The following is a 20,115-nucleotide window of genomic DNA, read 5'->3' as shown; positions in this document are numbered from 1 at the left end:
ACGTTGAAACCTGTTAAATCGTCAGAATGGACCAGGTGAGGAAGTTAAATAGTTTAGGAGGAAATGTGGAAATGTTTATAACTTCGCGTTGTGTTGTTAAACTATTTAGCGGAGATTTATTCCAATGACACAGTATTAGTAAAGCAGAATAAAAAAAATTATATGAAACGGAGATTTTTGAATAACTCATGGAAAGCAGTGAAGTTAGGTTTAGCTTCGGCTACGCTTGCTCTATTTACGTTGACAGTGCAAGCGCAAGAGCAGGCTCAACACAACAACCCAAATGTTCGGCTCGGACAGAAAGCGTTATTGGAAGGTGATTTTAAGGCAGCAGCTTCCCATTTGCAAAAAGCTCTTCCAAGCGAAGCTAATGATCCGGATGTACAGTATTTGTTAGGGTATTCTCAATTCCATAATGGAGATTACAACAAGGCGATCGAGACGTTTAGAAAAGTCATTGCTTTGGATGCTAAACATACATCAGCTTATTATTATAAAGGAAAGGCCAGTAGTAACTTAGCAGTGGCTAGCGATAGTAAATTGGATCTCTCAGCAAAAGAGCAGCTGCTAAAAACAGCGATTGAAGATTATAGTAAGGCTTTAACGATTACACCGAACGATGCGAAACTTTATCAAAACCGGGCGGTAACTTATCGTGATCTTGGTATTTTAACCGGTACATCGGGGGCGACGAATTATAATAAACAAAAAGCTACCGACGCATATAACAAAGCGGTTGCCGATTACGAGAAGGTATTAAGTTACGATGCATCGCGTAAAGACATTCAAACCGAGGTAAAGAAAGCGAAGGTTTATCGGGATAACTTGAAATAACAATATAGCACTCCTTATATAGCTATAAAGGCCACCCCATACTGGGTGGTCTTTTTTATTAACCTACATCAGCCGCAAAAGAAATAAGCCTATTTGTCTTGACACAAAGAGGCTTATTTCTTTTTTACATAGCGTTTGATGTTTCCCTCTTTAATGTATTCCAGTTCACCTTCTTTACAGTAGGTGCTAAGATAGACGGAGAATTTATTACTGTCACTTTTATCAGAATCCAATTCTTCGATAACCTCCGCAACCCTTTTAGGCGTATGGAAGAAATCACTATTATTGACGAGCTCGTCTAATTTTTTAGTGATATCGATTCTACGCTTCGTAGATGGTGGCAGGTTGTACAAGGGTGTGAGTTCGATGTCGTTGATAAAAACCTCTTTGGGTTGTATCTTTAAGGCGCGGCAAATAAGGATAAAATTATTTATGGTAGATCCTTTTCCTTTTTCGAGGGCAGAAATTGTATTAACCGTGAGCCCTGTCATGTTAGCGATATCATTCAATGATAAGGACAATCTCTCGCGTCGGGCACGAAGTATAGCGCCGATGCTAATTAGTATATCTTGATTGATATGCTGCACAACGCAAATAGAATTATTGTTTGCGCAAAATTTGTACAAATAAATTTCATATAATTATTTGCTATTAGAAAAGAATATTGTATATTTGAAATAGAAACCATTTCTTAGCTATGCAAACCGTATTATACTTTTAGTAAACTGAGACCTGCTAAGAATAGACTTGATAAAAAATTAATGTTCTTAAAGATATTGAGATCAAAGTCTCAAAAAGGTAGTCATTTGATGAATGGTGGTAGATGTTAGTCTATGTGCCCGTTTGTAGTGTGTTCTCATACCGTTACACACAGCCCGGTACAGATGGAAAGCACATAGACTTGCTACCGCTACGATTCAAAAAGAGCCCCAACTTACGCAGCCTCGTAAAAAAATCCGCTAAGTATACACGTCATACGGGGCTGCCGTAAGTTGTTTCCAAAAATAGGTAACAAAAAAATAGGGAGCCATGCTCCCTATTTTTTTACTACGAATATGCTATTTTTTCTTTCCTTTTTTAGGCGAATCTACCGCTTCTTTAAGCGCTTTTCCCGCCGTAAACTTCGGGAGTTTTTTTGCAGCTATTTTGATAGTAGCTCCTGTTTGCGGGTTTCTACCATTGCGAGCAGCACGATCAGATATACCAAAAGTACCGAAACCGATTAAGGTAACGTTTTCACCGTTTGCTAAAGAGGAAGATATAGCTCCCGTAAAACTATTAACGGCTTTCTCTGCTTGTGACTGCGTAATTCCAGCCTCGCTGGCAATATGCTTAATCAAGTCTGTTTTGTTCATTATTATTCAAGTTTAAGATTTATAGTGTATGTACTAATTCTATGCCACAAATATTAATTTTAGATAATAGTCTAATCTTCACTCAACTCTGCTATGGCTATCTTATCAGGCTTATCTTTGCTCTCGGCTCGAATATAAATATAATATCGCTTATCGCAAAATTAATGCGGGAGAATAATAACTTTTTTTCTTTCTTTAAAATGTGATGGGTTTCCCGGTATTTAATCCGTTATTTTTAGCGAAAACACCACATAGGTGGAATAATAAGCGAGCACCTACATTTCCATCCCATTCATCGTTTTCGCCCGGAGCTACTTCTACTAAATCGATTCCAATGATACGCTTATTCGAATGGGCTAGGACACTTAACATATACGTTGCCTGCTCATAAGATAATCCTCCAGGAACGGGGGTTCCGGTATTTGGACAGTACCAGCGGTTCAGGGCGTCGATGTCAAAACTCACTACTACGTTTTCGGGAAGTAGCTCAATCATTTCATCTACTTGTTGTCGCCAAGTTTTTCCTTCAAATTGTTTTGCTTTAAGATCGGCGTCTGTAAATACATGTACTTTATCCGATGATTTCACAACGGACACTTCCTGGTCGCAAAAATCACGTATACCTACCTGTACTAATTTGCTGATTTGTGGTATTTGAATGGCATTGTACATGATGGAGGCGTGGGAATAAGTGAAACCCTCGTAGGCAACACGAAGATCCATATGTGCGTCAAAATGAAGAATACCAAAATCTGCATATTGAGCTGCCAAAGCCCGATAGTATCCGAGAGGTGTAGAATGGTCTCCGCCTAGTAGGATAACTTTTTTTTCCTTAGCTAGCCATTCGGACACGCGCTGCTGCAACGTATTATTTAGTGTTTCACAAGCGTCGTTTATTCGGGCTAAATCTGTAGCAAGCGCTGGATTTTCTTGGATATCGCTTCCTGCTTCCAATGCTTCTATAATCGGCTGGGCGAGCTTTTTATACCGCTCACTATTGGTCGTCCATTCGCCGGGCGCTTCATCCATGTAAATGCCCAATTTCCAGAGATCTGGAAACTCTTGGTGGAGCAAATCTACCTGAAAGGACGCGTCCATAATCGCGTCGGGTCCTAGCGAGGCTCCTGCGCCATAACTTACCGTAACTTCCCAAGGTACAGGGACGATGATAATTTCGCTTTCAGCTGCGTCAAAGGGTAAACCATAGATACTCGCATCGGCCAGTCCAGGTTGCGACGGATCAAAATTTGCTATCTTTTGTTCTTTTGTAGACATGGGTTATGATTAAATTTAGGGGTAAAGATAATAGAAGATGTATAACTTAATACAATATTAATATTGGATTTATTAATATTGTACTTTATTAAAGAGGTAATTCAGATCATCAAACTTGTCGTCTGTGAGATACGGAGCTATAGATATTGGATCTAACGCGGTCAGATTATTGATTGCGGAAGTCAACCGGGAAATTGAACCCATACAGTTTAAAAAAGAAGCACTTATTCGTGTACCCCTGCGCTTAGGGGATGATGCCTTTATCCATCATCATATTTCCGTGCCAAAATTTGATAATATGGTGAAAACGATGCAGGCGTTTAGAAATTTAATGGATGTTTATCGGGTTTCGGAGTATATGGCTTGTGCAACCTCTGCTATGCGGGAGGCAGACAACGGAGCGGACATTATAAAAGCTTGTCAGCAAGTTGGTGTAGATATCCAAATTATAGATGGGGGAAAGGAGGCACGGATTATCTATAGCAGTCATCTCCAAGACCAGATGAATTCGGATAAAGTCTATCTTTATATTGATGTCGGAGGAGGAAGTACAGAGATTTCCCTATTTGCTTACGGAACTTTGGTTGCATCTAAATCTTTTAATTTGGGAACAATCCGCATATTGGATAATCAGGATAAAACAGAAACCTGGGATGATATGCGGGGTTGGGTAAAAGAACATACCAAAAAGTATAAACACATATATGGAATAGGAACAGGAGGGAATATCAATAAGCTTTCCCGGATTGCCAACGAGAAGGCAGATAAACCGATGTCATACGCCAAACTACGGGCTATTTATGAGCATTTAAATGCATATTCTCTTAAAGACCGTATTCATGTATTGGGATTGAAGCAGGATAGGGCAGATGTTATTATTCCCGCTGCAGAAATTTTTCTTACTATTATGCGGATAGGGCGTTTAAAGAATATTGTAGCGCCTAGGGTGGGTTTAGTGGATGGAATTATTCAGACTTTGATAGACAAGAACTTACAGAAATAATCGTAAAAATGCCGAAATTTCTTTTTCAAATGTCCTAAAAAGCATTACTTTTGCTAGCGCAATGCCCAGGTGGCGAAATTGGTAGACGCACCATCTTGAGGGGGTGGCGCTCGCAAGGGCGTGGCAGTTCGAATCTGCTCCTGGGCACTGGAATAAAATAAAAAAAGAGGTCATTATTGACCTCTTTTTTTATGCTTAAGTTGTTTATAGCTTACTCTCTTTTTTTACTTTGCGTTTGGTGCTTACGGCTTTGGCTGCTTGTGTAATTGCATATTGCCCTTCCAGGTATTTCACGATTTCGTTTGCAATGTCTTTTCCGGTGGCAGTTTCAATGCCTTCTAAACCCGGCGATGAATTGACTTCTAAGATAAGTGGTCCGCGAGCAGAAGGAAGCATATCTACTCCCGCTACAGTAAGTCCCATGGCTTTAGCTGCAGATACGGCAGTATGTTTTTCCTGGCGGGTTAATTTGACGATTTCTGCGGTTCCACCTCGATGGAGATTTGATCGAAACTCGCCTTCCCGAGCCGTGCGTTTCATGGCACCTACTACTTTTCCATCTACAACAAAAGCCCTTATATCGGTTCCCTTGGCTTCTTTGATATATTCCTGTATGAGGATATTGTTTCCTAATCCGTAGAAAGCTTCTATAACCGACGAAGCAGCTTTTTTGGTTTCTGCCAAGACAACTCCTATGCCTTGTGTTCCTTCCAATAGCTTGATGACCAAGGGGGCGCCGCCAACCATATTGATCAAATCATCCACATCAGAAACGGATCGTGCAAAACCGGTTATAGGAAGCCCCAGGCCAGCACCCGAAAGGATTTGCATACAACGCAATTTGTCACGCGAACGTGTAATGGCTTGGCTCGGGTTGGCTGATACCACATTCATTACTTCAAATTGGCGTACGATAGCCGACCCGTAGAATGTTAAGGAAGAACCGATGCGAGGGATGATGGCATCAATATGGGCTAAATCTTGACCTCTGTAGTGAATGGTGGGTTTCCCTTGTTGAATCCCTACATAACACTTACTGTGATCGATTACTTCGCAATGGTGGCCACGGAATTGCACGGCTTCTACTAAGCGCTTAGTCGAATACAGATTTTTATTTGTTGATAATACAGCAATGTTCACTGGAATTGTTTTTTATAGTTAAAACAGATGAAGCACGGATAAGTTTCTTCGGATCTTTATATATTCTTTGCCAGATAATCGTGGGAAACATCCACAATAAACTTGCCGCTAATAAAGTTTCTGCCGAGCAGCATGGGATAAGACATGGAAGAACGGTCTCTTACGGATAGTTTGATGTCGAAGAGATTATCGAATAATTTAATCTTCGTTATAAATATGTGCCGTGTTTCAGATTGGCCAAAAGAGCTTTTCACCACTCGCTCCCTATGAATGAGGAAAGTGAAATCGGGGTGCCCTTGTATGGTACACCGGATATAGCGATGGCCGTCTTTTTCGAAAATTTCAAACTGATCGCAATGCAATACCGAAGTTTCGGCACCCGTATCTACTTTTGCAGGAATATCGTAGAGTCCCAACTCGGGTAAATCTACGATTTCAATGCGGCCAATGAGACGTTTTTCTTGCATCGCTTAGCACAATTTAGTGGTTTATCTTCTTTACTTTAGGTATAGATAAATTCTCCATGGGTGGAACGGATGGTCACTTTTTTAGCAGTAGCCTCTTCCACACGACCTATTATTTGAGCAGGTATACCGTATGATTCGGATATGCGAATTATATCTTCGGCAATTTCTTGCGGAACGTAGAGTTCCATGCGATGCCCCATATTAAAGACTTTATACATCTCCTCCCAATTGGTATTGGACTGTTTTTGTATAAGTTCAAATAGCGGAGGGGTTGGGAATAAATTATCCTTGATTACATGAACGTCGTCCACAAAGTGTAATACTTTGGTCTGTGCACCGCCTGAGCAATGCACCATTCCATCTATTTGTTGACGATACTTGTCGAGAATGGTTTTGATCACGGGAGCATAGGTGCGCGTAGGCGAGAGTACAAGCTTACCTGCAGTGACATCGGTATCTTCATCTACCTTAATGAGGTCTGTTAATTGACAGCCGCCGGAAAATACTAATTCGTAAGGAACGGCAGGGTCATAACTTTCGGGATATTTTTCAGCTACGTATTTATGAAAAACGTCATGACGGGCCGATGTTAAACCGTTGGACCCCATACCGCCGTTATAAGCGTTTTCGTAGCTTGCCTGTCCGTAAGACGCTAGTCCAACGATAACGTTGCCTGCCTGTATACGGTGGTTCGAGATCACGTCTTCCCGCTTCATCCTACAGGTGACCGTGCTGTCTACGATAATGGTACGTACTAAATCGCCTACATCTGCCGTTTCTCCACCCGTAGAATAAATCCCAATGCCGAGCTGGCGTAATTCAGCGAGAATATCTTCTGTACCGTTGATGATTTCTGCAATTACCTCGCCGGGGATTAGATTCTTATTACGTCCGATAGTCGAGGAAAGCAAGATGTTGTCCACTGCACCTACACACAACAAGTCATCCACATTCATAATGATTGCGTCTTGGGCAATACCTCGCCAGACGGAACTGTCTCCCGTTTCTTTCCAATAAACGTAAGCTAATGAAGATTTGGTTCCGGCACCATCGGCATGCATGATGTTGCACCAAGCTTCGTCTCCGCCTAATATATCAGGTATGATTTTACAAAAAGCTTTAGGAAATAAGCCCTTGTCAATGTTTTTGATCGCATTGTGTACATCCTCTTTACCGGCGGACACACCCCTTTGGTTGTATTTTAAGTCTGACATCGTATGTGCAAAAATAACAAACCCAATGATATTCCTATAACAGAAAGATAAAAAGTAGCAGATCAGGAGTTACTTACCATCGTCTGAACTATTTGCCAGGCTGCTAACAAGCGTTCTTGGTTGAAACTTGCATTTGCAGGGCTAGTGCTCGGAAGAGTAATATATTGAAGGTGAGGAAGGCGTTTAAAATACTTATCGAATAACTTTTGTGCTTTTTGACCGTTAAAGCAAACGACACGGATCTCTGGGTGTTCGTGCAGTAAGCGATCAATGTTATTAGGCTGTTCTTCCATAATATCCATGTCCATGCTTCCTTTTCGGATAGCGGCTTTACAAACGTCCCATAAAGCGATATGGTGTTGATGTAATAAATGCATCTTCTCGGCGTAATGGATGGGGAAGGGTTTGTCAAAGAGCAAGGTGAGTGTTCTCCAAAAGCGGTTTTGTGGATGTGCGTAATATTCGTTTTGCTGCAGCGATCGATCGCCCGGTAAGGAGCCTAAAATGAGCAATTTGCTTGTTGCAGGAATAATAGGAGCGAATGATTTTTTGAACATACTTCTAATGTAGTGTTTTGTGTTCTTTTTTAGAAAAAAAAGGACGAAAAAATCGTCGCTTCGAATGTTTTACATTGGGGATATTGCTAAGGATGGATGTGTACAGTTGTAAAACGTTCGGATGCGACCTAAAAGGTTAAGAAAGGGGTAATACAATTGCACAATCTCTCTTTTAACATGCATTGTCGCCTCCGGATTTTTGAGATATGTAGAAACTTATTCTTAGTACAATCCAATCCTCTCAAAAATCCGAATCGACGCTTTTTTGCGGTACTTTTTTCTAAAAAAAGTACCTAAAATATTTATTAGCTTTGTTCAGAACGTTATGAAGCAAAAGAAGAAAATAATTGTCGCTATTACAGGTGCTAGCGGGTCGATATACGCGAAAGTATTATTGGATAAATTAAGCAAGCTGGGTGATCAGGTAGCCGAAGTAGGTGTGGTGATGTCTGATAATGCAAAAGACGTGTGGAAATTTGAGCTGGGAAACGAGGATTATCGAAAATATCCGTTTACTTTTTATAATAAAAATGATTTTATGGCGCCTTTTGCGTCGGGTTCTGCTCGTTTCGAGACCATGATTGTATGCCCGTGTTCTATGGGGACGTTAGGTCGCATTGCTCAAGGGACATCTTCTGATTTAACTACTCGGGCAGCCGATGTAATATTAAAAGAACGTAGAAAGTTAATCCTGGTTGCGCGTGAGACTCCTTTAAGCGCGATCCATCTACAAAATATGCAGGTTGTAACGCAAGCTGGTGGAATCGTTTGTCCGGCTAGTCCTTCGTTTTACAGTTTACCCAAAACTTTTGAAGAACTAGCAGCAACAGTAATTGATCGGGTACTTTCGCTCTGCGATCTATACGTAGATAGCTACGCGTGGGGAGAGCAGGAATAAAAACCCGTATTTTCAATATCGAGGTTTAGATATATTTTGTACATTTGTTCTTCAATGAAACGACGTATAAATTTGGATAACTACCTTCCATATTTCATTGGTTTATCTGCGGCGAAGCTATATTGTTTTGAGCCTTTATATGTTTCGTTTATTCACCATTTTAAAACCCAATTTTCTGTTTATTTTGTTTAATTACTATTCATGGATAATATATTGATTTCTTCTGCCCACCTTATATTGCCCGGTCATCCGCAGAATGGAAATATCGTTGATATCCTTATTGAAGAAGGACGTATTAGCCGTATCGCGCCACGCATTGAGTCGACAAATAAAAAGTTACTTACCCTATCAGGGCAGGGAAAGATAGTTACTGCAGGATTTTTTGATTTGCACGCTAATTTTGGTGAGCCTGGCCAGGAGACCAAAGAAGATATTGTAAGCGGTACCGCCGCCGCCGCCGCCGGGGGATATACAGGGGTTGCGGTTTACCCAAACACCAATCCACCTATCCACAGCCGATCTGAAGTAGCCCTAGTGGTCAATTCCGCAAAGGGAAATATCGTAGACGTGCATCCAGTAGGTGCCGTGAGTAAAAAACGGGAAGGCAAGGAACTGGCTGAGTTGTATGATATGCAAACAGCAGGGGCGATTGCATTCAGTGATGGGGACCGTGCGGTTCAGCAAGCGGGTTTAATGGGAAGAGCATTGTTGTATGCAAAAGGATTTGATGGATTGGTAATCGCTTTTGCGGAAGATGAATCCGTGGCCGGTGGGCACCAAATGAATGAAGGTTTAATGAGTACCTACTTGGGTATGAAAGGTAAACCTAATCTCGCTGAATCATTAATGGTTTCGCGTGACTTATTCTTAGCGGAATATAATGAAGCACGCATTCATTTTACCTGTATTTCTACTTCGGAATCGGTAGATTTGATAAAGAAAGCAAAAGCTAAGGGTGTACAGGTAACCTGTGACGTAGCCGCACACAACTTGTTGTATACTGATGAAGAAGTGGCTGGGTTTGATAGTAATTTCAAGGTCAATCCGCCGCTCCGGACAAAAAAGGATATTAAAGCGCTGGTGAAAGGTTTGAAAGACGGTACGATAGATGCGGTTGTTTCGCAGCACACGCCGCACGAAATAGAATATAAGAATGTAGAGTTTCATATTGCCAAAGACGGTATCTTAGGCCTACAAACGGTATTACCTTTTTTAATAGCCTCAGGATTTAAAGCTACGGAGATTGTGCAATATCTGGTCGTGCAACCTCGGCAGGTGGTAGGAAAAGCTATTCCGACACTCGAAGAGGGAAGTGAGGCTAATTTGGTGTTGTTTGATATGCAGGAAAAATGGCAATTAACGCGGGATACCAATAAATCGAAATCGGAAAATAGCCCCGTTTTTGGACAAGAATTAACAGGTAAAGTAAATTTAGTAATTAACCACAATCAAGTGGTACAAATTAAGTAAGCTATGGATGCAAAAGTAAAAAGAGCGTTTGAAGCCGGTATAGAGACCTATGCACAAACCGAACAAATTGATGCAGCGGCATTTGCTGTGGCATTACAAGAAGCTTTTGAGAAAGAGGCTCCTTTTTTAGAAAAGGTACAAGCGTTGGACGAGACTTTCGATGATCATCAGCGTTTTGAGGAGCTTCGGGAGATTTACTTCGATTTATTGATGGTTAATTTCTTCGCTGCTGATGTGCAGAAACTAGAAGAGGATTATTTGGATTCGCCGGAATGGGAAGCGATTGAAGAAGAAACCATCGACAGAGGGACGGAATTGTTGAATATCTTCTTGTATCTTCAGGAATGTGAGGACGATGATATTGATCCTTCGTTGGACGACTATTTAAAAGAGTTTCTACTGGTCGAAGAGGATGAGTTTCAGGATGAATATGCTATTTATGAAAAGGTTATTGCAAACCAGATTTTGGTAGACAGCACTTTTTCTGAAATCCATAAAGTGGCTTCCTCACTAGCTCCTCACGATGAATTGAAGGAGTTATTCTATTCGATTATGTCTTTTTTCAACGAGCCGTATCCGGAAGCGGAACATCTAGCGAATTACCTTGAAGCCTCGGCAAACAAACCGTTTGATGCTGCACTCTACCAGATTATTGTAAACTTTAATAAATAGATTATGAATCAGGACGTCGATTTGGCTTTTCCTACGGAAGAAGTTAAAAAAGAAGGTATTAAATACGGGATTTATTTAGGGATTATCTCTTTGGTCATCAGTATCGTGTCGATGTATGTGTTGGTTAACAGCACCGATTTTAAGACTGGGTCTATGGTGACAGGAGTGGTTTCTTTCGTGCTTATGATTGCTTTGTCGGCATATTTTGCGGTGTTGCTGAGAAGAGTAGCTGGAGGATTTTGGAATTTCAGCCAGGCACTAAAAGGAATTTTTGTGATGCTGGCAATAACGGTTATTGTGTCGACTGTGGGAGGTGCTTTGTTTAATTTCGCTAATCCGGAGCCACAGCAGATCGTTTTTGATAAGACGATTAATTTGACGATCGAGACTATGGAAAGCATTGGAGCCGATGATGATTTGATCGATAAACAAGTGGCAGATCTAGAGAAACAGCGAGACGAACTTCGAGAGTTTTCTATTGGACAAAATTTGAAAGGGTTGGGTGTAGCCTTGATTATGTATTTTATTTTTGCGCTTATTCTCGCGGCAATTTTAAAACGGGAACGTCCTGCCTTTTTAATGGTACCCCGCGATTTGGACCGACAAGATGGCGAAGGGCAATCTAAGCCAGATGGAGAATAAGATGGATATATCGGTTGTTGTTCCCTTATATAACGAAGAAGAGTCTTTGCCGGAATTAACCGAATGGATTCGTCGGGTCATGAACGAACATGGTTTCGCCTATGAAATTATTTTGGTAGATGATGGTAGCAAGGATCGTTCGTGGATGGTTATAGACGGGTTAAAAGCGAACCATCCGCAGATCGTAGGGATTAAATTCCGTAGAAATTACGGGAAGTCTGCAGCTTTAAATGTAGGCTTTACTGCTGCGCAAGGAGATGTAGTGATTACGATGGATGCCGACTTGCAGGACAGTCCGGATGAAATACCGGAATTATACGACCGCATAAAAAATCGTGGTGCCGATTTAGTTTCCGGTTGGAAACAAAAGCGCTACGATCCAATTACCAAAACGATTCCTACCAAGTTGTTTAACGCTGTAACACGGCAGATGTCGGGTATCCATAATTTGCATGACTTCAATTGTGGATTAAAGGCTTATCGCCGTGAGGTGGTAAAGAGCGTAGAAGTCTATGGGGAAATGCATCGTTATATCCCGGTATTGGCTAAATGGGCTGGATTTCGGAATATACAGGAACAAATCGTTAAGCATTATCCGCGTAAATATGGGACAACTAAGTTTGGTCCCGGACGTTTCGTAAAAGGCTTTTTAGATTTGCTTTCGATTTTCTTTGTGGGGAAATTTGGAAAACGCCCGATGCACTTTTTTGGCACAATAGGTGTCCTGAGCTTTTTGATCGGCTTTTTTATCACTTTTTATTTGATATTTGAAAAGCTGCGGAGTATTGCGGAAGGGACGGTGTATCGTAATGTTACGGATCAGCCGTTGTTTTACCTATCGTTGGTGGCTATTCTAATCGGAACGCAATTGTTTGTGACGGGTTTTATTGCAGAACTTGTCTCTCGTAATTCTTCCGAAAGAAATCAATATCATATCGAAAAGGAAATCTAGCCTATGTTTTTCTCGATTGTCATTCCTTTGTACAACCGGCCACAGGAAATTGACGAGCTTTTGGCATCGTTAACCCTACAAAAATACACCTCATTTGAGGTTATTGTTGTTGAAGACGGTTCGGATAAGGGAGCTAGGCACATGGTAGAAAGCTATCAGGATCGGTTGGATATTCGCTATTTCGAGAAACAAAATGAAGGACAAGGTTTTGCGCGCAACTACGGCTTTGCCCGTGCAAAGGGCGATTATTTTATCGTTTTTGATTCGGATATTATTGTGCCTCCGCATTACCTTCAAAATGCCGTTGCCGGTATTGCCCGGGATAATTGGGATGCTTTTGGCGGACCGGATGCGGCACATCATTCCTTTACGCCTATTCAGAAAGCGATTTCCTACGCCATGACGAGTCCGTTTACCACGGGAGGGATTCGTGGTAACAAAAAGCACGTCGGACAATTTCATCCGCGGAGTTTCAATATGGGGCTGTCTCGAAAGGTGTATGAACAAACGGGAGGTTTTAAATTATCCCGTCGGTCGGAAGATATTGAATTTAGTATCCGAATGATTCAGCAGGGTTTCCGGGTCGGATTGATTCCGGAAGCTTTTGTATATCATAAACGCAGGGCGACTTTTACACAATTCTTTAAACAAACCTATGGTTTTGGCAAGGGGCGTATTGATATTTATAAGCTTTTTCCAAACGAGTTGAAACTGGTGCATGCGCTGCCTGCTTTTTTCGTCATTGGGTTAGTCTGTTTACTGCTATTAAATCCGGTATTACCCACATGGAGCGGGATAGGCAACAGGTTACTTTTCCTTTACACGTTTTTATTGTTTTTGCACGCTTGGTTTGTTACTCGGAGTATACAGGTCGCCGGACTGGCTGTGTTGGCTGCTTATACGCAGCTGATCGCCTATGGTTTAGGTTTTATACGGCATTATCTGCAACGGGTGGTGTGGAAAAAATAGCGCTGGAACAAGCAGATAATAGAATAAAGTTTTATAATTTAGATTTGTGCTAACATTCACTCAACATAATTTAGGAAAACTGGAAGACCTTTTTGCTGCGCTGGGTTATCACATACGGTACGAAAAAGGTTCTTTTCGGACGGGCGCCTGTGTACTTCAAAACACCCGCGTTATTGTCGTTAATCGATTTTCGAATTTAGAAGTCCGGATACAGTCTTTAATACGATTATTACGGGATATGGACGTAGACCTGACACTATTAGATGAAAAAAAGACGGCATTTTATAACTTGGTTAAGAAAGAAGAGGCTCCGTTGTGAGGATAACTTTTTTAGGTACAGGAACATCTCAGGGTGTGCCCGTTATAGCCTGTCGCTGTACGGTATGTCAATCGACCGAACCCCGTGATAGGCGTTTGCGTACTTCTATTTTAGTGTGTTTTGACGACGGCACGCAAATCGTTGTGGATACGGGACCAGATTTTCGCTATCAGATGTTGAGGGAGGATGTCCGGCAGTTGGATGCGGTATTGGTGACGCATGCGCACAAAGATCATATCGCTGGCATGGACGATGTGCGTGCATTTAATTATCAACAACAAGGGCCTATTCCAATATACGGAACGACGGTCACCCATGAATCCTTAATGCGGGAGTTCTATTATGCTTTCGGTGAACAAAAATATCCCGGCGTCCCGCGGTTGGAACTGAAAACTATTGTCGCAGGAGAAGCCTTCCCTATAGGTGAGCAGCATATTCTACCGCTTGAGGTCATGCATTATAAAATGCCGGTTATGGGATTCCGAATGGGGAATTTTGCCTATATTACGGATGCCAAAACGGTCTCGGACGAATCAAAAGCGCTTCTGGACGGGGTAGAAGTATTGGTCGTGAATGCTTTGCAAGAAGAGCCGCATATTTCCCACTTTACAAAAGAGGAAGCGATAGCGTTTGCCGAGGAAATTGGAGCAAAGACGACTTACCTGACGCATATCAGTCACCGTTTCGGCAAACACACCGCGATAGAAGAGACCCTTCCGAAGGGCATTTACTTAGCCTATGACGGCCTTGTTATCGAGGTGAGATAACTGAAAAACGTTTACCTAGAGAAAACTTTTCTTATTATTTCCTGTTCTATAATAAAAAATGTATTTATCTAATTTTTATAAGTCATGGGAAATATACTTTATTTAATCGCAGTAATTTTGGTTATTATTTGGGCTGTTAGCTTTTTCGGTGGCTATGCTTCAGGAGGTATTATCCATATCCTGTTGGTGATTGCCGTTGTTGCTATTCTATTACGTGTGATACGCGGTGCGGCCTAATTGGTTAATGAATTTAAATAAAATTGGGCTATAGCGATGTCTTCTGGAAAGGTGATTTTGATATTTCTATAATCACCTGGGATGAGATGTATGTTATAGCCCAGTTTTTCAACCACGGATGCATCGTCCGTGAAAGACGGCAATTCTTCTTGCAGGAACGCCTCATGTAAGAGATCTCCTCGAAATGTTTGAGGGGTCTGTACGATCCATATATTTTCTCTGTCTACCGCTTTATTTTCTACAACATTTCCTTGGCGCACAGAATTGGTACTCCGAACGGCAAGCACAGTGGCCTGGAATCGTGTCGTTTGTTCGTAGCAGCTGTCTATAATTGTAGGTGTAACAACGGGACGAGCAGCGTCATGAATGGCGATAAGGGTATTTTCTAAAAGCCCAGGCTGTTGCTTTGCAATATAATCTATTCCATTCCGAACACTTTGAAAGCGCGTGTATCCACCGGCAATAACGCTATGGGGGATTTCAAAATGATGGTTGCGGCATAAGTCTTCCCAGACGGAAAACATATCGGGATGTAATACCAAAATCAATTGTGGCTTACTCTTGGAATTAGCAAACTTTTCCAAAGTATGCATCATCACGGGTCTATCCTCCAAAAGTAGAAACTGTTTCGGCAAATCACTTTTCATTCGGCTTCCTGATCCGCCAGCAACTATAATGGCATATTTATTTTGCATGTTGCAAATTAAGATTTTATCTTCTTTTTCTTGACAAAAAGAAGCAAAAGTCATGACCTTATATCGTTCTGCTCTTTTTCTTCGTTTATTCCTAAACAAAATAAACTCGCTCTGCTCAAAAATTTTGTTTTATACGGAATAATCTTATAAAAATGACCGCAGAACAATATAAGGTCGTTTTGACGGTATAATCACCTGTTTATCATTGGCCACTTTCAGGTATGTATTGCACACGACCTTCATTTAACCGCTAAGGTCGCATCCGAATTTTTGAGGTATGTAGAAATTCATTTTGAGTAATACACCTCTCCTCAAAAAATTTGAAGCGACGATTTTTTTGGTTCTTTTTTGAGGAAAAAAAGAACATAGAAAATCAATTATACCGTAACTGACTTCCCTTTTCGTTATCATTTACTACGGTAATAGCCCGTGGTATCCGTTCCTTCAGCTCTTCTACGTGTGAAATAATACCAACAATTCGGTTGTCTTTATGTAAGTATTGTAAAGTTTCAAAGACGGTATTCATACTGTCCGGGTCCTGCGTGCCAAAGCCTTCATCAATGAAAAAGAAGTTTTTATCTGCTTTGTTCATAGACTGGATGTTTTCTGCCAAGGCAAGTGCAAGACAGAGCGATGCCTGAAAAGCTTGACCACCCGAAAGGGTTTTGACAGAACGTCTAAAACCATTGTTTAAGAAGTCTACGACCTCAAATTCGTTGCTTTCGTTAATGGTAAGACTGAGGTTGTTTTTCGTTAACCGGTGAAAACGTTGATTGGTAATTTCGCAAAGTCCCTGCAAATGTATGCTAGAGACGTAATTGACAAATCCCGAGCCTCGGAAGAGATTTTCTAGGGTAGTCAGATTACTTTTTCGGAGCGACAGCTTTTCATAGGCCTCTAATAATTTTTCTTTTTTCTCAAATTCTACACGAAGATGGGTGTACTCTTTTTCCAGTGCACCGGTTACACGGATTTGCAACTCCATTTCCTCGCGCTTTAATTTGTAAAAGGTAGTCTTTTCCTGGTAGTTAGACTCGTCGTAGTTGTCGTGAACGATACGTTGCTCCAAGGTGGCAATTTGACGTAGCAGTATCTGTAAGTGGAGGTTAAATTCCTGTATCGTTTTACGAAGACGTTCCACATCCATGTTTTTTTGAAGAATGTGCTGCACCTCTACGATATCGTTGTAGCGATGTTCTTTTAGTAAAGCGGATATTTCAGCTTGCTTACTACTAATTTGTTGATAAAGCTGTTGGAATTGTTCTTTTGATGCGCCTCGCTCGCCATTAATATGGGCAAACTCGGTCCTAAGGGATTGGATCGAAGCGGTCAGGCGTTCGTGGCTTTTTTCTAGCAGGTTGATTTTATTTTCTATTTCTGCTTTTTTGTCGCGCAGTATGTTTTCATCAACCCCTTTATAATCAACCTCTTTTAGTGTTTTGATTTGCTGGAGATTATAATGGATAAGTTGATCGAGTACACTCATACGTTGTTCAAATTCGGTGAGCGTGCTTTTGTATTTTTCTATTTTAGCTTGGGTCGCCTGTAACTGGGTGCGGAGGTCCTTCAGAGCTACTTCACCCGATTTAATGTGGGTCTCAGCAAGCTGATTCTTATTCTTATAAGAAAGGAAGTCCGTTTTGTCCGTCGGTGAAAATTCAGGCCAGCAAAATGCCGCCCGATGTTGGTTTCGTTTTTCGCGCAAGTTCGTCAAAGCGGACTCCAATTGGGCTAGTTGGGTGTTTTTTTCTCGATGACGTACCGACGCTGTCGTTAAAAGCTGATGATTGGCTTTCAGTTGCTGTAAATGATCTTTGATTTCTGCCTGTTTGTCGAGTACTTCATGGAGTTTGATCGCCATATTTTGGTTCATCATCGGGGTTGGATGATCTAACGCACCACAAAGCGGGCAAGGTTGCCCTTCGATTAAGTTGTCTGCGAATTCGGACAGCTTCGCCTGTACCTTTAAATGAGTTTCTTCCTGCTGCAGCGACGCAAACCGATTATTTAAATCCGTTTCCTTTTGCATTAAATCCGCTTCCCACTTATCTATTGCAAGCGTTTGTTTTTCAAATACTTCGGCTATTTGCGCTAATTCGTGTCCGTTTTTTTGAATCTGCGTTTCTAGCTCTGTTATATGATGCTGCATGTTTTCATCGCCCTGATACCAAGCTTCCAACGCTAACAATACGGAGGTATCCACGCGGGTGTTTTTGAGCTCCTCCAAGCGCTTTTCTGCGGTATCAATGGATACCATGACGTGTTTTTCTTCATCCTGAGCCTTTAACAAATAGGGTCTGCCGTCTTGTAGGCGTTTGTAGAGCGTCTCTCGCTCTTTTTTCTCTTTTTCAATATCAATCAGTAAACGTAAGTCTTCACCTTCGGCTTTAAATACATCTAACCGTTGAAAATCCGGAGCTATTTTTTCCCACTCGATCTCTTCCTTTTCGAGCCGACTTAGTACTTCCTGTTTGCGCACTGTTAGCTGTTCAATTTTGTGGGTAAGCAGTTCTTTTTCCTTATTTAAGGTGTGGGTGGTGTTTAGGATTTCCCGGAAAGCCACCTGTGTCTTTTCATAGGTCTGCAATTCTTTTTCCAATTGCAGGATGCGAGGCTGCTCCTGTAAATATTCTTGAACTTCCTCCTGCTTTTTACGGAGTTCTTCCCTTACTTTCTTGCTTTCCGAAAGCTGCGCTACTTCGTTTTCCAACAGCATCGTTTCTTCTTTTACCAAAATCAATTGGCGTTGTGCTGCGTCGAGTTCTTCCTTCTTCCCGTGTAACGTTTCCGTACTAACCGCTTCGAAGCCAGAGAGCGCTCCGCTGAGTTGTTCTAAGCGGCTATTATTCTTCCTTTGCAATAACGCGGTCTTAGGGCCGAGGTCAAAACGGTTCAGATTAAAGATCTCTTTCATCATTTCCGATCGGTCTTTCCCGCGTAATTCCAGGAATTCTTTAAACTGTCCTTGCGGAATAATGATCGTGCGCCGAAAGTTAGGATAACTAAGCTGGGTGACGGCGGTTCCATCGTTAGATGCTAAGGGAATCCATGCATCATCCTTCCATTCGTAAGCATAGCGTTCTACGGTGCTGGTATCCTCAAATTTTTTTCTACGCTTCCATTGTGCTGTAAATCGAAATTTCCGCCCTTCGTAATTTAGAAATTCAAAGACGATGCAGGCATTGTCTGATCGGAGATTAAGCATGTTGTAAGCACGTTTCTCCTGTTTGTTAAGGCGTTCCGTTTCTCCGTATAAAGCAAAACTGATGGCTTCCAATATGCTGGATTTGCCAGAGCCCACTTTGCCGAAAATACCAAATAAGCCTGCTTCCGTTAAATGCGTAAAGTCAATTTCTTGTTTATCTTGATAAGAATATAATCCTTCGATGCTTAAATAAAGTGGTAACATGTTTAGTCTTCTGGTTCCGTTTCACAATTAATAACCTCTTGTAATAAATCCAATATTTCTGGATTAGGCGCCTGCCCGAGCCGATGCTGAAAGTAATCTTTAAAAAGCATATCGATATCCTGATTGAGATTGATAGCAAGAGCGGGGGGAACGTTGGTGCCTGTATGCTGTACGACGGGAATGATATGGATGATGCCGTCGTGCGCTTCATGTATGCGCTTGAGATCGGCCGACTGCAAAAAGGTTTCGCTCACCAGGGTGAGTTCTACCAATGTATCGGGGTTTTCGTTTAACCAAGTCACGGCGGTGTCGATATCCGAAAAGCGTTTGCGGTGCAGTTTCCTTCCAGTCGTAAGGGGAATAAACCGATGTTGAACGGGATAGGCTGGAAGGGCTTCAATGATGACGACACCTTTCTGCTGTCCGGTTTCTGAAAAGGAGTAGGCAAGTGGACTGCTCGGATATACAGCCGGACGTTGTTGATCACCAATATTTTGAAAACGGTGAAGATGCCCCAGCGCCGTGTATTGAATTTGTGGCGGTATAGCATCGTGATAAACGAGATCGGCATGGCCAACCTTCAGTGGTTTTTCACCTTCGGGTTCCTCTAATATCGGTCCTCCACGCTGTAGCATATAGAGGTGTGTGGTAAGGATGTTTACGCCTTGGGTATCACAATAACTATTTCCTAGACTGAGCCAGTGTTTTCTCAGCAGGTCGTTGAGCTGCTCTGCTTTATCGTCCAATCCTAAGAACTGTTTTAAACGAAGTTCGTTGGCGAACGGTGTATGAATAATTCGTAGCGGATAGGCATGTTGAGGAAGCGTTATCTCCAAAAATCCGGGTGCCGAAGCGCTGATCGAAAACTGGTCCTGCATTTGAAAGGGCCGCACCGTCGCTTTCGGGTAACCGACAAAGATAATACCACATTCGCGCGCCAGTATATCGGGTGCATCGATGCGATCGGCGCTATCATGATTCCCGGCGATAGCAAGGACTGGCCGACGGCCGTCGCGGCTAAGCCGCCGTAAAGTACTGTATAATAATTCGACAGCCTCGACAGGCGGATTAAAGGTGTCAAAGAGATCACCCGCGACGATGACGGCGTCTACGTCTTCTTGATCGGCTATTTCAACTATTTCTGCTAATACGGCGCGCTGTTCGGCTAATCGTGAAAAATAATCTAATCGTTTACCCAGATGCCAGTCGCTCGTATGTAATATCTTCATGCGTATATTTT

Annotated in this window: 21 protein-coding genes and 1 tRNA gene; 12 read left to right on the top strand and 10 right to left on the bottom strand. The window is 41.9% G+C overall.

Features of this window, described 5'->3' with window-relative positions; translation table 11 throughout:
• Window positions 1–162: 162 nt before the first annotated feature.
• On the top strand, window positions 163–834 hold the full coding sequence (locus tag LKO28_RS02800; protein WP_227693182.1) for a tetratricopeptide repeat protein: 672 nt from the start codon (window positions 163–165) through the stop codon (window positions 832–834).
• A gap of 113 nt (window positions 835–947) precedes the next feature.
• Here LKO28_RS02800 and LKO28_RS02795 read toward each other — a convergent pair whose 3' ends face one another.
• From LKO28_RS02795 to LKO28_RS02785, 3 genes are all read right to left on the bottom strand, one after another.
• Complete coding sequence (locus LKO28_RS02795) at window positions 948–1,421, bottom strand: helix-turn-helix domain-containing protein (protein ID WP_227693181.1); 474 nt, start codon at window positions 1,419–1,421, stop codon at window positions 948–950.
• Window positions 1,422–1,892: 471 nt separating this feature from the next.
• The gene (locus LKO28_RS02790) at window positions 1,893–2,189 is read right to left on the bottom strand and encodes an HU family DNA-binding protein (RefSeq protein ID WP_227693180.1); all 297 of its coding nucleotides are present in this window, start codon (window positions 2,187–2,189) and stop codon (window positions 1,893–1,895) included.
• Between the two features lie 195 nt (window positions 2,190–2,384).
• Window positions 2,385–3,464 carry an agmatinase family protein gene (locus tag LKO28_RS02785; RefSeq protein WP_227693179.1) on the bottom strand — a complete coding sequence of 360 codons (1,080 nt, stop codon included), beginning with the start codon at window positions 3,462–3,464 and terminating at the stop codon, window positions 2,385–2,387.
• A gap of 124 nt (window positions 3,465–3,588) precedes the next feature.
• Between LKO28_RS02785 and LKO28_RS02780 the strand changes: the two genes are divergently transcribed.
• Together LKO28_RS02780 and LKO28_RS02775 are read left to right on the top strand one after the other, a co-directional pair.
• A complete protein-coding gene (locus tag LKO28_RS02780) occupies window positions 3,589–4,467 on the top strand; it encodes an exopolyphosphatase (protein WP_227693178.1) in 879 nt (292 codons plus the stop codon).
• A 63-nt stretch (window positions 4,468–4,530) separates the two neighbouring features.
• A tRNA-Leu gene (locus LKO28_RS02775) sits at window positions 4,531–4,614 on the top strand.
• A gap of 57 nt (window positions 4,615–4,671) precedes the next feature.
• Here LKO28_RS02775 and rimK read toward each other — a convergent pair.
• From rimK to LKO28_RS02755, 4 genes are all read right to left on the bottom strand, one after another.
• Complete coding sequence (gene rimK, locus LKO28_RS02770) at window positions 4,672–5,607, bottom strand: 30S ribosomal protein S6--L-glutamate ligase (protein ID WP_227693177.1); 936 nt, start codon at window positions 5,605–5,607, stop codon at window positions 4,672–4,674.
• Between the two features lie 56 nt (window positions 5,608–5,663).
• Window positions 5,664–6,074 (bottom strand): ATP-dependent zinc protease, encoded by a 411-nt coding sequence (locus LKO28_RS02765; RefSeq protein ID WP_227693176.1) that lies wholly within the window; start codon window positions 6,072–6,074, stop codon window positions 5,664–5,666.
• A 35-nt stretch (window positions 6,075–6,109) separates the two neighbouring features.
• On the bottom strand, window positions 6,110–7,288 hold the full coding sequence (locus LKO28_RS02760; RefSeq protein ID WP_227693174.1) for an AIR synthase related protein: 1,179 nt from the start codon (window positions 7,286–7,288) through the stop codon (window positions 6,110–6,112).
• A gap of 62 nt (window positions 7,289–7,350) precedes the next feature.
• Window positions 7,351–7,845 (bottom strand): DNA-deoxyinosine glycosylase, encoded by a 495-nt coding sequence (locus LKO28_RS02755; RefSeq protein WP_227693172.1) that lies wholly within the window; start codon window positions 7,843–7,845, stop codon window positions 7,351–7,353.
• A 325-nt stretch (window positions 7,846–8,170) separates the two neighbouring features.
• Between LKO28_RS02755 and LKO28_RS02750 the strand changes: the two genes are divergently transcribed.
• The 9 genes from LKO28_RS02750 to LKO28_RS02710 all read left to right on the top strand — a co-directional run bounded on the left by LKO28_RS02750 (window position 8,171) and on the right by LKO28_RS02710 (window position 14,771).
• Complete coding sequence (locus LKO28_RS02750) at window positions 8,171–8,743, top strand: UbiX family flavin prenyltransferase (RefSeq protein ID WP_227693170.1); 573 nt, start codon at window positions 8,171–8,173, stop codon at window positions 8,741–8,743.
• A 201-nt stretch (window positions 8,744–8,944) separates the two neighbouring features.
• Entirely contained in the window at window positions 8,945–10,213 is a 1,269-nt protein-coding gene (locus LKO28_RS02745; protein WP_227693161.1) for a dihydroorotase, read from the top strand.
• A 3-nt stretch (window positions 10,214–10,216) separates the two neighbouring features.
• Entirely contained in the window at window positions 10,217–10,885 is a 669-nt protein-coding gene (locus LKO28_RS02740; protein WP_227693159.1) for a hypothetical protein, read from the top strand.
• A gap of 3 nt (window positions 10,886–10,888) precedes the next feature.
• The gene (locus LKO28_RS02735; RefSeq protein ID WP_227693158.1) at window positions 10,889–11,527 is read left to right on the top strand and encodes a DUF4199 domain-containing protein; all 639 of its coding nucleotides are present in this window, start codon (window positions 10,889–10,891) and stop codon (window positions 11,525–11,527) included.
• Window position 11,528: 1 nt separating this feature from the next.
• Window positions 11,529–12,479: a glycosyltransferase family 2 protein gene (locus tag LKO28_RS02730; protein WP_227693538.1), complete on the top strand. Its 951-nt coding sequence runs from the start codon at window positions 11,529–11,531 to the stop codon at window positions 12,477–12,479.
• Window positions 12,480–12,482: 3 nt separating this feature from the next.
• Window positions 12,483–13,448, top strand: a complete 966-nt coding sequence (locus tag LKO28_RS02725; protein ID WP_227693156.1) for a glycosyltransferase — start codon at window positions 12,483–12,485, stop codon at window positions 13,446–13,448.
• Between the two features lie 46 nt (window positions 13,449–13,494).
• Window positions 13,495–13,767, top strand: a complete 273-nt coding sequence (locus tag LKO28_RS02720; RefSeq protein WP_227693154.1) for a hypothetical protein — start codon at window positions 13,495–13,497, stop codon at window positions 13,765–13,767.
• Window positions 13,764–14,534 (top strand): MBL fold metallo-hydrolase, encoded by a 771-nt coding sequence (locus LKO28_RS02715; RefSeq protein WP_227693152.1) that lies wholly within the window; start codon window positions 13,764–13,766, stop codon window positions 14,532–14,534. Before LKO28_RS02720 ends, LKO28_RS02715 begins: the two co-directional genes overlap by 4 nt.
• Before the next feature lie 84 nt (window positions 14,535–14,618).
• A complete protein-coding gene (locus tag LKO28_RS02710) occupies window positions 14,619–14,771 on the top strand; it encodes a lmo0937 family membrane protein (protein ID WP_227693151.1) in 153 nt (50 codons plus the stop codon).
• Here LKO28_RS02710 and LKO28_RS02705 read toward each other — a convergent pair.
• The 3 genes from LKO28_RS02705 to LKO28_RS02695 all read right to left on the bottom strand — a co-directional run bounded on the left by LKO28_RS02705 (window position 14,768) and on the right by LKO28_RS02695 (window position 20,104).
• Entirely contained in the window at window positions 14,768–15,466 is a 699-nt protein-coding gene (locus tag LKO28_RS02705) for a 2-C-methyl-D-erythritol 4-phosphate cytidylyltransferase (protein ID WP_227693149.1), read from the bottom strand. The genes LKO28_RS02710 and LKO28_RS02705 overlap by 4 nt on opposite strands.
• A 373-nt stretch (window positions 15,467–15,839) precedes the next feature.
• Window positions 15,840–18,875, bottom strand: coding sequence for an AAA family ATPase (locus LKO28_RS02700; protein WP_227693147.1), 3,036 nt, complete (start codon window positions 18,873–18,875; stop codon window positions 15,840–15,842).
• Window positions 18,876–18,877: 2 nt separating this feature from the next.
• Complete coding sequence (locus tag LKO28_RS02695; RefSeq protein WP_227693142.1) at window positions 18,878–20,104, bottom strand: exonuclease SbcCD subunit D; 1,227 nt, start codon at window positions 20,102–20,104, stop codon at window positions 18,878–18,880.
• Window positions 20,105–20,115: the final 11 nt, after the last annotated feature.

Origin of the sequence: Sphingobacterium sp. FBM7-1 (assembly GCF_020687765.1) — a bacterium.
Lineage (GTDB): Bacteria > Bacteroidota > Bacteroidia > Sphingobacteriales > Sphingobacteriaceae > Sphingobacterium.
This window is presented reverse-complemented; position numbering and strand designations above follow the sequence as displayed.

What these genes read in the sequence shown, in the direction of transcription:
- LKO28_RS02800 (WP_227693182.1), top strand. Translation starts at nt 163, where the DNA reads ATGAAACGGAGATTTTTGAATAACTCATGGAAAGCAGTGAAGTTAGGT.
- LKO28_RS02790 (WP_227693180.1), bottom strand. Translation starts at nt 2,189, where the DNA reads ATGAACAAAACAGACTTGATTAAGCATATTGCCAGCGAGGCTGGAATT.
- LKO28_RS02785 (WP_227693179.1), bottom strand. Translation starts at nt 3,464, where the DNA reads ATGTCTACAAAAGAACAAAAGATAGCAAATTTTGATCCGTCGCAACCT.
- LKO28_RS02765 (WP_227693176.1), bottom strand. Translation starts at nt 6,074, where the DNA reads ATGCAAGAAAAACGTCTCATTGGCCGCATTGAAATCGTAGATTTACCC.
- LKO28_RS02760 (WP_227693174.1), bottom strand. Translation starts at nt 7,288, where the DNA reads ATGTCAGACTTAAAATACAACCAAAGGGGTGTGTCCGCCGGTAAAGAG.
- LKO28_RS02755 (WP_227693172.1), bottom strand. Translation starts at nt 7,845, where the DNA reads ATGTTCAAAAAATCATTCGCTCCTATTATTCCTGCAACAAGCAAATTG.
- LKO28_RS02750 (WP_227693170.1), top strand. Translation starts at nt 8,171, where the DNA reads ATGAAGCAAAAGAAGAAAATAATTGTCGCTATTACAGGTGCTAGCGGG.
- LKO28_RS02745 (WP_227693161.1), top strand. Translation starts at nt 8,945, where the DNA reads ATGGATAATATATTGATTTCTTCTGCCCACCTTATATTGCCCGGTCAT.
- LKO28_RS02740 (WP_227693159.1), top strand. Translation starts at nt 10,217, where the DNA reads ATGGATGCAAAAGTAAAAAGAGCGTTTGAAGCCGGTATAGAGACCTAT.
- LKO28_RS02735 (WP_227693158.1), top strand. Translation starts at nt 10,889, where the DNA reads ATGAATCAGGACGTCGATTTGGCTTTTCCTACGGAAGAAGTTAAAAAA.
- LKO28_RS02730 (WP_227693538.1), top strand. Translation starts at nt 11,529, where the DNA reads ATGGATATATCGGTTGTTGTTCCCTTATATAACGAAGAAGAGTCTTTG.
- LKO28_RS02725 (WP_227693156.1), top strand. Translation starts at nt 12,483, where the DNA reads ATGTTTTTCTCGATTGTCATTCCTTTGTACAACCGGCCACAGGAAATT.
- LKO28_RS02710 (WP_227693151.1), top strand. Translation starts at nt 14,619, where the DNA reads ATGGGAAATATACTTTATTTAATCGCAGTAATTTTGGTTATTATTTGG.
- LKO28_RS02705 (WP_227693149.1), bottom strand. Translation starts at nt 15,466, where the DNA reads ATGCAAAATAAATATGCCATTATAGTTGCTGGCGGATCAGGAAGCCGA.
- LKO28_RS02700 (WP_227693147.1), bottom strand. Translation starts at nt 18,875, where the DNA reads ATGTTACCACTTTATTTAAGCATCGAAGGATTATATTCTTATCAAGAT.
- LKO28_RS02695 (WP_227693142.1), bottom strand. Translation starts at nt 20,104, where the DNA reads ATGAAGATATTACATACGAGCGACTGGCATCTGGGTAAACGATTAGAT.